The organism is Nocardia jinanensis (assembly GCF_014645735.1).
GTDB classification, from domain to species: Bacteria; Actinomycetota; Actinomycetes; order Mycobacteriales; family Mycobacteriaceae; genus Nocardia; species Nocardia jinanensis.
The window spans coordinates 117170-129935 of record NZ_BMMH01000008.1; the positions used below are offsets into that span (position 1 = coordinate 117170).

General features: G+C 66.2%; 11 protein-coding genes. 5 read left to right on the forward strand and 6 right to left on the reverse strand.

Features of this window, described 5'->3' with window-relative positions; all coding sequences use genetic code 11:
• Positions 1–808 precede the first annotated feature (808 nt).
• The 3 genes from IEY68_RS19905 to IEY68_RS19915 all read left to right on the forward strand — a co-directional run bounded on the left by IEY68_RS19905 (position 809) and on the right by IEY68_RS19915 (position 4677).
• Complete coding sequence (locus tag IEY68_RS19905; protein WP_229718878.1) at positions 809–2458, forward strand: LCP family protein; 1650 nt, start codon at positions 809–811, stop codon at positions 2456–2458.
• Between the two features lie 692 nt (positions 2459–3150).
• Positions 3151–3813 carry a phosphate signaling complex protein PhoU gene (gene phoU / locus IEY68_RS19910; RefSeq protein ID WP_058852953.1) on the forward strand — a complete coding sequence of 221 codons (663 nt, stop codon included), beginning with the start codon at positions 3151–3153 and terminating at the stop codon, positions 3811–3813.
• A 438-nt stretch (positions 3814–4251) separates the two neighbouring features.
• Positions 4252–4677, forward strand: a complete 426-nt coding sequence (locus IEY68_RS19915; RefSeq protein WP_058852954.1) for a hypothetical protein — start codon at positions 4252–4254, stop codon at positions 4675–4677.
• 64 nt (positions 4678–4741) lie between these two features.
• On the opposite strand, the gene pstB is transcribed toward IEY68_RS19915, so the two are convergent.
• From pstB to IEY68_RS19945, 6 genes are all read right to left on the reverse strand, one after another.
• Positions 4742–5518 (reverse strand): phosphate ABC transporter ATP-binding protein PstB, encoded by a 777-nt coding sequence (gene pstB / locus IEY68_RS19920; protein ID WP_058852955.1) that lies wholly within the window; start codon positions 5516–5518, stop codon positions 4742–4744.
• Positions 5519–5538: 20 nt separating this feature from the next.
• Positions 5539–6444 (reverse strand): phosphate ABC transporter permease PstA, encoded by a 906-nt coding sequence (gene pstA, locus IEY68_RS19925; protein WP_058852956.1) that lies wholly within the window; start codon positions 6442–6444, stop codon positions 5539–5541.
• Positions 6444–7412, reverse strand: coding sequence for a phosphate ABC transporter permease subunit PstC (gene pstC, locus IEY68_RS19930; RefSeq protein WP_058852957.1), 969 nt, complete (start codon positions 7410–7412; stop codon positions 6444–6446). The genes pstA and pstC overlap by 1 nt, the downstream gene beginning before the upstream one ends.
• 88 nt (positions 7413–7500) lie before the next feature.
• Positions 7501–8610 carry a phosphate ABC transporter substrate-binding protein PstS gene (gene pstS / locus IEY68_RS19935; RefSeq protein ID WP_058852958.1) on the reverse strand — a complete coding sequence of 370 codons (1110 nt, stop codon included), beginning with the start codon at positions 8608–8610 and terminating at the stop codon, positions 7501–7503.
• 301 nt (positions 8611–8911) lie between these two features.
• Entirely contained in the window at positions 8912–9820 is a 909-nt protein-coding gene (gene mshD / locus IEY68_RS19940; protein ID WP_058852960.1) for a mycothiol synthase, read from the reverse strand.
• Positions 9821–9831: 11 nt separating this feature from the next.
• Positions 9832–10599 carry a winged helix-turn-helix transcriptional regulator gene (locus IEY68_RS19945; protein ID WP_058852959.1) on the reverse strand — a complete coding sequence of 256 codons (768 nt, stop codon included), beginning with the start codon at positions 10597–10599 and terminating at the stop codon, positions 9832–9834.
• Positions 10600–11220: 621 nt separating this feature from the next.
• Between IEY68_RS19945 and IEY68_RS19950 the strand changes: the two genes are divergently transcribed.
• On the forward strand, positions 11221–12030 hold the full coding sequence (locus tag IEY68_RS19950; protein WP_058853216.1) for an LmeA family phospholipid-binding protein: 810 nt from the start codon (positions 11221–11223) through the stop codon (positions 12028–12030).
• A complete protein-coding gene (locus IEY68_RS19955) occupies positions 12027–12482 on the forward strand; it encodes a thioredoxin family protein (RefSeq protein ID WP_058853217.1) in 456 nt (151 codons plus the stop codon). Before IEY68_RS19950 ends, IEY68_RS19955 begins: the two co-directional genes overlap by 4 nt.
• Positions 12483–12766: the final 284 nt, after the last annotated feature.

Sequence of the window (12766 nt, forward strand, 5' to 3'; positions counted from 1 at the left end):
GGAGCGATATCCCACGGGAGAGTCCCCCGAAATGGACGGCGCGAGAGAGTCCCGTCGGCCGCGACAGCCGGAGCCGCCCGCCAATCCCGGGCCGCTGACGGTTCAGGATCTGGTCGACCGGGTGGACAGCGAACGGACGGTCCGGCGTCGCGAGGGTGACGCGCCCCGCCACGGCGCACCGGACGGCCCGCCTCCAGAACGCGCACCGCGGCCGCCGGGTCCCGGACCGCGGCCCCGTGCCGAGCAGCGCCCCCGGCCGGAACAGCTGGGTCCCGAGGGGCCACCCGCCGCACGGCCCAACCGCCCGCCCGCCCCGCCGCAACGTCCGGTCGCACCCGCGCCGGGCCGCCCGCCCACCGGCTCGACGCCGGCAGCGCCGCCCGGGCCGGCCGGCGGCCGGCCCGTGGGGCCGGCCCCACGGCGCCCCGATCGGCCGCAGCAACCCGCTGCCCGCAATCAGCCGCCCGCTCCCCCACAGCGTCCCGGCCCGGATCAGTCAGGACCAGTTCGCCCGCCCGGGCGGCCAGGCGAGATGCCACCCGGCCCGAACACCTCCCGTCCACCGACCGGCAACCGGGCCGCGGTACCACCGCCACCGAAGTCCGCACCCGACCCGTCGAAGCGTCCGCCGACCGGGCAACGCCCCGCCGCGTCACCCGGCGAATCGGGTGACCCGACCACAGTCGTTCCACAGCAATCCGACCCGGCCCGAAACGGCCCGCGACCGGTTAGCGAAGCGGCACCCAAACGCTCCCGGCAACCACCTGGCACACTCCGGCGTGGTAAAACCGCGAAAGCGGCCGCGGCAATGGCCGCCGAGCCCCCGGAATCGGTCACCGATGTTCTCGATCCCCTCGACGAGAACGGTGCCCGGATCAGCGGCCGGACTGATACCGCCGGTTGGCCGACCTCCGGGCCGGCCGCCCCGGAAACCGTCGGCAAGCCGAAACGGCGGCAGACCCCCGAAAGCCGGCGCAACAGGCGTCTGCGCATCGCGGGCCGCACCGCCGTGGCCTTCTTCTCCGTGATGGCGCTACTGATCACCGGTGGTGGCTGGAGCTACTTACGCGCGACGAGCAATGGGTTCACCCAGGTCTCGGCGCTCGCCGAGAACGACGACAATGTGATCGATGCCGACGCCCAGCTCGGCGACGAGAACTATCTGATCGTCGGCACCGACACTCGAGCCGGAGCCAACGGCGATGTGGGCGCGGGCACCGTGGAAGACGCCGAAGGTGCTCGCGCCGACACCACGATGCTGGTGCACATCCCGAAGGACCGGTCGCGGGTGGTCGTGATGTCCTTCCCACGGGACCTGGATGTGACCCGGCCCGAATGCAACGGCTGGGACAACGAGAAGCCGGGCTACACAGACGAGGTCTACGACTCGGCGATGGGCGACAAACTCAACGCCGTATACAACCTGGGTGGCCCCCGCTGCCTGGTGTCCACTATCCAGCGGCTGACCGGTAGTACGATCAACCATTTCATCGGAATCGATTTCGCCGGTTTCGAGCAGATGGTGGACAAGCTCGACGGCGTCGAGGTGTGTGTCTCCCAACCGCTCGAGGACAGCGTGCTCGGCACGATCATCCCGGAGGCCGGCCGCCATCGCATCGACGGCAAGACCGCACTGAACTATGTGCGCGCACGCCATGTCTACGGCGAAGAGCGCAGCGACTACGACCGGATCAACCGGCAGCAGAAGTTCCTCGCGTCGCTGCTGCGCGGAGCCCTTGCGGGCAGGATGCTGCTGGATCCGGGCAGGTTGAACGGATTCATCGACGCGTTCAGGAAGGCGACGTTCGTCCACAAGGTAGAAGCCAACGATCTGCTCATGCTGGGCCGTTCGCTGCAGGATCTGGAATCCGGAGCGGTCACCTTCCTGACCGTCCCCACTGCGGGTACCAACTCCTATGGCAACGAGATCCCCCGCACCGCCGACATCCAGGCGATCTTCCGGGCCATTCGCGACGATCAGCCGCTGCCCGGGGAGAAGACCGCGCCCGCACCGCCGCCGACTTTGGAGGCGCCGATCCCGCCCACGCTGACAGCGGTCGATCCCAGCACACTGTCGCTGTTGGTCTACAACGGTTCCGGTATCACCGGTCTGGCCAATCAGACCGCCAGTCAACTGGCCAATGTCGGCTTCGGTATCTACAACACCGACAACTACACCGAGGGCAACTCCGCCGAGACCAAGGTCCGATACTCGCCCGGCCACGAGGCCGAAGCGGCCACGGTGGCCAGTGCCGTTCCGGGGGCAACCATGGAGCTCGACGAGTCACTGGACAGCATCGTCGAGCTGGTCCTGGGTGAGAACTTCCAGCAGACGGTGAACGAGCCCACCCCGGTCGGCAGCCCCATCACGGACGTACCGGCCGCGAGCACCGCCCCGGTCGAATTGCCCAGCGACCTCGAACACGTCAACGCCGCAGACGACCCCTGTGCATCCTGACCCAGCAGCTACCGGGTGTTCGTGAGTCGGTACCCGGTCGCCGACCTGTCGGGTTCGCTGCGGCACGCAGGTCGCAGGGTGGCTCCGGTACGCAACTGCACCGCCCGGTCCCATGAGCCCGACGCCGAGTCGTACTCCGGCACAATAATTTCCGTTGAACCACTCCCCTCGGAGTGTTAGCGTCGATTCAGTCGGTCGATATCGGTCGATCGACATCATGGGAGGGGATTTCAGTGGTGCGCAAATTTGTCTTCGGAGCTTCTGCTGTGGTGGCCGCCTTGGCTCTGTTCGCGGGACCGGCCCATGCAGCACCGAGGTGGCACATGCACCGTTCGCCTGCAGACTGCGAGCAAGAACGATCGGAGATGCAGGCGAACGGTTCCAATGTGAGCCCCGCGTGCGAGTTCCGCCCCAAGGGCGATATGCACGGCAACGACACCTGGCTCTTCTGGATCTACTGATCGGAGTCGGCTGACCGGCCCGATTCGTTGATCGACTCCCGTGTGCCCCTGCCTGCAGGCCACACGGGAGTTTTCGTCGTGGCCTGAGCTCGTAGACTCGAGCACCGCGCTTCCCCGTGACCTGCAAGTACTCGGCACATCAAGCGTGAGGACAGTGACTCGAGCGTTCGGCACCACCCATTCACCGCTTGTTTGGTGACTTGGTCAGCGCTGCCAACTACTGTCTGTTTCATGCGTGTCATCTACAACGAGCAAATGGCCGATCTCGCCCACCTGTTGGGCGAGATGGCCGGTATCGCCGGTTCGGCCATGGATCGTGCCACGCAAGCTCTGCTCCAGGCCGACCTTCCCCTCGCCGAGCAGGTGATCGGTGAGGGCGATCGCATCGCCGAGATGATCGCCGATGCCGAGGAGAAGTCGTTCGCGCTGCTGGCCCTGCAGGCCCCCGTCGCGGGTGACCTGCGGCAGGTGGTCAGCGCGATCCAGATCGTCAACGATGTGAACCGGATGGGCACCCTGGCGCTGCACGTGGCCAAGGTGGCGCGGCGCCGGCATCCCAACCACGCCCTGCCCGAGGCGGTGAACGGCTATTTCGCCGAGATGGGCCGGATCGCGGTCAGCATGGGCAACGGTGCGCAGGAGGTGCTCGACACCCGTGATCCCGAGCGGGCGGCCCAGCTGAACCAGGACGACGAGGCGATGGACGATCTGCATCGCCATCTGTTCACACTGCTGATGGACCGGGAGTGGAAGTACGGCGTGGCCGCGGCCGTCGATGTGACGCTGCTGGGCCGCTACTACGAGCGTTTCGCCGATCACGCGGTCGAGATCGGCCGCCGGGTGATCTTCCTGGTGACCGGCGTACTGCCCGCCGACGAGGACACCGAGTCCTGATCGGATAATTCGGAATACGACGAACAGCGGGACCGGTCCGACCGGTCCCGCATTTTTGTGTCCGGTGAGCGGGATCGGCGAAATTCACAGAAATTCGTGGAACCGGAGTACCTGACGGACCGTCGAATACTATGTCAGCGAAAATTTCGACAAGGACGGCTTCGTATGGCCTGCGGGGGCGGTCCGAGAAATCGGAGTGCAGCCGTTCGAGGAAGGAAAACTGTCGACCGTAGCTTTCCGGAAACGGGAATCGCACCGATGAGCACGCCGTCTGTGGCGGGAATGCCGTAGTCGTTCAAATACCGGAAACCACAACCACGAGGAATCGAGCCTCGGTGGCTCGATCAGCTCTGCCTGTTCGCAGGCAGAGCTCGACTGCCGGACTCCGCGGCAACGGAGTCTGCACATTCGAACAGACGAACCCCAGAAGGAAAAGCAATGCGCAAATCACGTAAATCAGTGCTGTCCGGCCTCGCCGTCGCCGCCTCCGCTACCGCGCTGGTCATGGGAACCGCCGGCACCGCGGCGGCCACCCCGGTCGTCACCCAGCAGCTCGGCAGCTGTGTCTGGTCAGCGGATGTGGTGCACTTGGGCGGTGTGCCCATGGACGGGTACGGCATCCAGTGGTACGTGAAGACGGGCCGGAACGACAATACCGATGCCCACTGCAGTTTCGAAGCCCAGGCGACATTCGGCATGAAGGATGGCGGGAACCGGACGATCAATTTCGGTAGCGACAAGCCCGCGCACGACCAGATCTTCGCCGCGGGACCGGCGCGTATCTTGCAGGTCGGCCTGAAACTGTGCGTGGACGGTCAAGGCTGCTCGGACTGGAAATTCGAGAACAGCGTCTGGAACCAGTAGAGCATTCCGGATCCGATGAAAAAGGCCCGCACCGACAGGGGCGGGCCTTTTGTTTACCGTACTGTCAGCCGAAACGGCCGGAGATGTAATCCTCGGTGGCCTTTTCTCCCGGGTTGGAGAAGATCTTCTCGGTATCGTCGATTTCGACGAGCCGGCCCGGTTTGCCCTGGGCCTCGAGGTTGAAGAAACCGGTCTTATCGCTCACCCGCGCCGCCTGCTGCATATTGTGGGTGACGATGACGATGGTGTATTCCTTCTTCAATTCGGTGATCAGATCCTCGATCGCCAGGGTGGAGATCGGGTCGAGCGCCGAACAGGGCTCGTCCATCAGCAGCACATCCGGGGAGACCGCGATGGCGCGCGCGATGCACAGACGCTGCTGCTGACCGCCGGAAAGGCCGCCACCGGGCTTGTCCAGGCGATCCTTCACCTCGTTCCACAGGTTCGCGCCGCGCAGCGAGCGTTCGGCGACCTCGTCGAGTTCGCCCTTGTTGCGCACACCCTGCAGTTTGAGACCGGCCACCACATTGTCGCGAATGGACATGGTGGGGAACGGGTTCGGCCGCTGGAACACCATGCCGATGGTGCGGCGTACGCCGACCGGATCCACCTGCGAGGCGTAGATGTCCTCGCCGTCGAGCATGACGGCGCCGGAGACGCTGGCGCTCGGGGTCACCTCGTGCATCCGGTTCAGCGACCGCAGCACAGTGGATTTACCGCAACCGGACGGGCCGATGAAGGCGGTCACACTGCGCGGCAAGACGTTGAGCGAGACATCGGCCACGGCGTGGAACTTGCCGTAGAAGATGTTCAGGTCTTTGATGTCGATCCGCTTGGCCATCAGTTATTCCGTTTCCGCCCTTATCGGTTCCGCGTGAGGAGCTTGTTGACAGCCGCGGCCGCCAGGTAGAGCACCGCGATCATGAGGATCAAGGTCAGCGCGGCACCCCACACCCGCTGCCGGCCCGCGTCCTCGGCGCTCTTGAGTTCCTGGAAGATCAGCAGCGGCAACGAGGCCATATTGCCGTCGAAGATGTTCATGTTGATCGCCTTGCTGTAGCCGACCAGCACCAGCACCGGGGCCGTCTCGCCCATCACGCGCGCCAGCGCGAGCAGGATCCCGGAGATCATGCCGGGCAGGGCAGTCGGGATGACGATCTTCACGATCGTCTTCCACTTCGGGATGCCGAGCGCGTAGGAGGCCTCACGCAATTCGTCCGGGACGAGCTTGAGCATCTCCTCGGTATTGCGCACGACCACCGGAAGCATCAGCAGCACCAGGGCCAGCGCCACGGCGAACGAACTCTGCGGGAATCCCAGGGTCGCGATCCACAGCGCGAAGATGAACAGGGCCGCGACGATCGAGGGAACGCCGGCCAGGATATCGACCATGAAGGTGGTCACCTTGGCGAACCGGCCGGTGCCGTACTCGATCAGGTACACCGCGGCCATGATGCCGAGCGGTACGGCGATGACCGCGGCCACCGCCGACTGCACGATGGTGCCGTAGATCGCGTGGTACACACCGCCGCCGGACTGGTCGGGCAGCACGCCCTTCTGCGAGTTCTGCCACCAGTCGAGCGACAGGACGACACCGATACCGTTGCTGACGACCATCCACAGCACCCAGCCCAGTGGGATGAGCGCAATGAGGAAGCACAGTGCGAACACCACGGTGGCGAGGTTGTTCTTGATCTTGCGAGCCGTGCTCACGTCCCGGAAGGTGGGCGCCTTGATCGGCTTGTCGAGGCTGGTCGTGGTGGTCATCAGCCGTTCACCTTTCCGCCTGCCGCGAGCCGGGCCAGCGCGTTGACGACGAAGGTCAGCGCGAAGAGCACGAAGCCCGCCGCGATATATGCGCCGGTCGGCAGCGGTGCGCTGAATTCGGCGGCGGCCGAGGCGATCTTGGACGCGAAGGTGAACCCGCCGTCGAACAGCGACCAGGTTCCGGGGGTCGACGAGATCTTCAGGATGAGCAGGACCGCGATTGTCTCACCGAGTGCGCGGCCGAGACCCAGCATCGAACCGGCGATCACACCGCTGCGGCCGTAGGGCAGGACGGTCATCCGCACGACTTCCCATTTGGTCGCGCCGAGCGCCTGGGCGGCTTCGATATGCGCCAGCGGGGTCAGTGCGAAAACCTCACGCGATACCGAGGTGATGATCGGCAGGATCATCACCGCCAGCACCACACCGGCGGTGAAGATCGTGCCACCGCCGCCGATCGAGACATTGCCGTCGGAGAACAGGAAGAACCAGCCGAGATTCCCGTTGAGGAACTCCTGCAGCGGTTTCAGATACTCCGCCAGCACCAGCAGACCCCACAGGCCGTACACGATCGAGGGCACCGCGGCCAGCAGATCGGTCAGCATGGAGAACGGGCGGGCCAGCCGCTTCGGTGCGTAGCGGGTGAGGAACAACGCGATGCCGACACCGATCGGCACCGCGATGACCAGCGCGAAAGCGGAGCTCAACACCGTCACCATGAACAGGTCACGAATACCGAAGCGGAGATTGTCCGCATCGCCGGTGTTGAACTCCGCACTGGTGAAGAAGTTCACCTCGTCAGCCCGGAGCGAAGGCATCGCACGGATCAGCAGGAACAGCGCGATCAGCGCGATCGATGCCACGATGATCGCGGCCGCGGCGGTCGCCAGCGATTTGAAGATCAGTTCGGCTCGCGGGCTGTTGCCGCCACTGTTGCGCGACGGCGTTCTCTTGGGGTCGCTCGACATGGATGCAGTGTCTCCGGCCTTCCGCGGACCCGTCACTGCTGACGAGTCCGCGGCCGCTACCTCTGGGTTGACTGTCATATTCGCGCTATCAGGAGATGGCGTTGATCGCCGTGGTCAGCTTGGTCTTGAACTCCTCCGGGATCGGCACGTAACCGTTGTCCGCCAAACCGTCCTGGCCGTTGGTGACGGCGGAGGTCAGGAATGCCTTGACAGCGGTCGCGGTCGCCCCGTCGGCGTACTTCGAGCACACGATCTCATAGGTCGGCAGGATGATCGGGTAGGCGCCGCTCTCGGTCGGCTTGTAGAACGACGAGGTGTCGAGCACCAGGTCGTTGCCCTCGCCCTTGATCTTCACACCGTTGATCGCCTTGGCGGCGGTCTCGGAGTTCAACTCGACCGGTTCGGGTCCGGCGGAGGTGACGACCCGGGTCACCGACAGGTTCTGCGATTTGGCGAACGACCACTCGTTGTAGGAGATGGAGTTCTTCGTGTTCTTCACCGCGGCCGAGGTGCCCTCGTTGCCCTGGGTGCCCTCACCGACGCCACCGTTGAAGACCTTGCCCGCACCCTTGCCCCACGCGCCTTCGGAAGCGGCGTCCAGGTACAGCTGGAAGTTGTCGGTGGTGCCGGACTCGTCGGACCGGTAGACGACCTTGATCGGCTCGGCGGGCAGCTGCTTGCCCTCGTTGAGCGCCTTGATCTCGGGAGCGTCCCAGGTCTTGACGGCACCGTTGAAGATCTTGGCCAGGGTCGGGCCGTCGAGTGCGAGGTCGGTGACGCCGTCGATGTTGTAGGTGATGGCGATCGGGCCGAACACGGTCGGCAGGTTCCACGCGGGGGACGCACAGCGCTCGGCGGCCGCGGCGGGCTCGCCCTTCTTCTCGCTGAGCGGGGAGTCGCTACCGGCGAAATCGGTCTGGCCGCCGAGGAATTCCTTGACACCCGCGCCGGAACCGCTCGAGGTGTAGTTGAGGGTCTGGCCGTCGCAGTTGGTCTCGAAGGCGGCGGTGAAACGCTCCACGGCGTTCTTCTGCGCCGACGAACCGCTCGCTTTGAGCGCCTCCTTGCCACCGCAGGTGACGTCGGCATTGGCCTCGACACCGGTGGCGGACGCATTGTCGTCGCTGCCGCAGGCGGCCAGCGGCAGGGTCACGGCCGCGATCACACCGACGAGGGCGCTGCTGCGCTTGAACTTCACTCCAGTCCTCCGGACGTCCTACTCGCCCGGTCCCTCACCGGCCCGGGCGCGTGTGGTGGTGCGGCCGTTCGCGGGGGAACTTGCACACCAGGCGATCTACTGCCGCCCAGAATCAACCTAGGGCGCGTCGGTGGACAGCTGGACCAGGGCAAGTGAACGGAAGGTGAACAGGGCGGCGCTAACACGTCCGTTATGTGTGATGTTTGCCGCGCCGTTACTCCACACATACCGCGATGCGGCATTCCCACACCGGGGAGCAGGCGCTGTGCACCGGACGGTAACCGCCGGACGCCCTTCCATCTCAGGCCGGTAGCGAGTAGGCGATATCGATATGCGCCGGAGCGAAACCCAGCCCGCGATAGGTGCGGACCGCCGCCGTATTGTCCGCCTCGGTGTACAGCAGGACTTCCCCCAGGCCCGCCTCCCGCAGATGGCGCAAACCGATCAGGGTGAGCAGCCGGCCGAGCCCGCGCCCCTGGGCGTCCGGGTCGATACCGACCACGTACACCTCGCCGGCGGGGGGATCCTCGTCGTGGTGGACCTTGGTCCAGTGGAATCCGAGCAACCGTTGCGGCTGCCGCGCATCGAACGCCAGGAAGAGTCCGGCCGGATCGAACCACGACTCCGCGCGGCGCGCCTCGAGTTCGGCATCGGACCAGCCGCCCTGCTCGGGGTGCCAATCGAAGGCCGCGTTGTTGACCCGCAGGAGCTCGGCGTCATCGGCCGGACCACTGTAGGTGCGGACAACGAGACCGGCAGGCACCTCGACCTCCGGTAGCTCGGGAGTTGCCAATGCCCGCCGCATCTGCCAGAGCTCCCGCGCCGCGGCCAATCCCAATCGCCGGGCCACCGCCCCGGCGGCCGGCAGCTTCCCGTGCGCCCAGATCTGTGTGCCGGGCCCACCGGCCGCCAGCGCCGCGGCCACCAGATCACCGCCGATACCGCGACCGCGCCACTTCGGCGCCACCACGGCTTCCGCCATCGCGGGGTGCTCGCCGTGCGCCGGCGTGAGATTCACATACCCGGCCACCTCGTCGCCCGCCACGGCCAGCAGGTGGCGGGCCGAGGTTTCCCGACGCAGACTCAGCACGGCCTGTTCGGAAACCGGCGCCACACCGTCGGTAGCGGTGGCGGCGTCGAGCAGGGCGCTCACCCGGTCCGCGTGACCGGAAGAGGGCAACTCGTGCCACTGGAGTTCGTACTCACCCATATCGGCCGGGCTCACTGGACGGTGCCGTTGACCGGTGCCATCGAATCCTCTCCGGCCTCGTCCTTGTCACCGTTGGCGGACCGGGCGTCGGGATCGTTCTTGTTCGACGAACGGGCGGGACGGACCGCCTTGTAACCGACATTGCGAACCGTGCCGATCAGCGATTCGTACTCGCTGCCCAGCTTCGCGCGCAGGCGCCGGACGTGCACATCGACGGTCCGGGTACCGCCGAAGAAGTCATAACCCCACACCTCCTGCAGCAACTGCGCGCGGGTGAAGACCCGGCCCGCGTGCTGGGCGAGGTACTTCAGCAGCTCGAATTCCTTATAGGTCAGGTCGAGCGGGCGGCCGCGCAGCCGTGCCGTGTAGGTGCCCTCATCGATCACCAGCTCGCCGAGAGTGATCTTCCCGGCGTTCTCCGCGCTGGCCGACCCGCCGGTACGGCCCACCAGCAGGCGGAGTCGGGCGTCCAGTTCCGCCGGGCCGGTGCTGGGCAGCAGAATATCGTCGAGACCCCAATCGGCGTTCACCGCGACCAGACCGCCCTCGGTGAGTACGGCCACCACGGGGACCGAGGACCCCGTGCTGCCGAGCAGACGGCACAGCCCCCGGGCGGCAGCCAGATCCGTGCGAGCGTCCACCAGCGCGATATCAGCGGTACCCGCCTCGAGCAACGACGCCACCTCGGTCGGCGCGGGACGCACATTGTGCGCGAGCAGCGACAGCGAGGGCAGAACCGAATCGGGGTCGGGGTCGGAGGTCAGCAGGAGCAGCTCCACAAGCACTCCTCCCATCTCGTAGCTACGCGAAAGCCAGCTTCGTCGCCGTCGCCACGTCGCTCATCCATAATGCAATCGCTGCAAGATTAGCGCGTCGAGCTGTGTTTATTTGCCCCGCCTTCGGCGGGGCGGGGTCGGGGCCCTATTAACCCCGGTTCTTCACTCCTGCGCTCAGTCGCTGCGCTCCTTCGCTTCGTCGCTCCAGAACCGGGGCGGGCCCCGACCACTGAGGCCGACCATCCGGAGTAGACGCAAGGCACGCACGGGAGCGCACCAGGATCACCCGAGGAGGGCCACAGCACTGCAAGTGCTCAACAGCCGCCGACCAATCGACGGCCGACTACACACAACCGGTCGCAGCGCTCGTCGCTCCAGAACCGCGGCAGGCCCCGACCACTGAGGCCGACCATCCGGAGTAGACGCAAGGCACGCACGGGAGCGCACCAGGATCACCCGAGGAGGGCCACAGCACTGCAAGTGCTCAACAGCCGCCGACCAATCGACGGCCGACTACACACGACCGGTCGCAGCGCTTCGTCGCTCCAGAACCAGGGCGGACCCCGACTGTTTTGCGCACAGACCCGAGGAGGGCCCTGGTCGGCGTCCACTAGGGTGCATGCCATGCGGAAGCTGATCATCGGACTGCTGTGCCTGGCGGGACTGGCAGTGGTCGTCGATTTCGGTGCGGCCGCATATTCGGAGTACCGCGTATCGCGATCGCTGAAGGTGGGCGCCGAGCTCAGTGCCGACCCGGAGGTCACCTTCCACGGTTTCCCGTTCGTGGGGCAGGCACTCGACGGCCGCTACGACAACATCGAGATCAAGGCCGACAGTGTCCGGCCCGATATCCCCGGTGAGATCGGCCTGGAGGCCACGCTCCTGGGGATGGACCTCCCGCTGGGCGATCTGGTCGACGGCCGGGTGCGCAGCGTGCCGGTGGAGCAGGTCGACGTCCGGATGCGGGTCGCGCCGACCGAGCTCGGCCGCCTTTTCGGTATACCCGATCTGGAGGTCCATTCACGCCCGGCGGACAAATCCGACGGCACCGGCGGATCGGGCGGATCGGGTATGACCACAGCGGGTGCACTCGTGCTGACCGGAACCCTGCCCTCGGCCCCGAGCGGGCAACAGGGGGCGAGTTTCGCCGGGGAACGGGTGAGTGTCGCGGCCGATCTGCTCCTCGACGGCGATCAGGTGCGGATCGTGGCCACAGGTCTGTATTCCGAGGAGATCTCGCCGGTCCCGTCCCAGCCGGTGGTCGACGAAGCCGATATCCCAGCGGTGCTGGCGATGTTCACCCGTACCATCGATACGAAAGAGCTTCCTTTCGGTATACGACCCACCGAGGTCACCGCCCTGGGCGGCCATATCGTGGTCGAGGGCCGGGGTAGAGATGTGACGATCGATTTGAACAGATTGCGGCGCCCATGATCGAGATCACCATTCTGGCGGTAATGCTGCTGGCCGGGCTGGCCGTCGGCCTGTACCTGCGTCGACGGGAAGGCGCGGTGCGGTCCGCGCCGGTCACGCTGGACCGCGATAACGGTACGCGCGACGATCTGCTCGTCGCCGCCGGTGTGACCGGATCCGGGCCGGCGGTACTGCATTTCTCCGCCGACTGGTGCGGCCCGTGCTCGGCTGTGCGCCGGGTTGTCGCCGATGCCACTCGTGACCTGGCCGATTCACCCCAGCCGCCGCGTGATATCGAGGTCGATATCGACGCCGACCCGGCATTGGCCAGGGCCCTGAACGTGCTGTCGCTGCCGACCACCTTCGTATTCGACGCCGAGGGCCGGGAGCGGTTCCGGATCTCCGGCGTTCCCAAGACCAGTGATCTGCGCAGTGCGCTGAGCCCGCTCGCGGCGGGATCGGCAGCCGGCTGAGCTGTGTTTATTGCCCCGCCTTCGGCGGGGCGGGGCGGGGCCCTATTAACCCCGGTTCTTCACTCCTGCGCTCAGTCGCTGCGCTCCTTCGCTTCGTCGCTCCAGAACCGGGGCGGGCCCCGACCACGGATGTGGACTATTCGGAGGAGAACGAAGGTCGCGCAAGGGTGCACGCTGCCCGGCTCGGATTCGCTCGCAACACGGAAAGTGCTCGACGGGCACCGATCCACGGAGAACCGCTGCGCGGTATCGGTCGCTACGGTCCCTCGATCCGGGACCGGGGA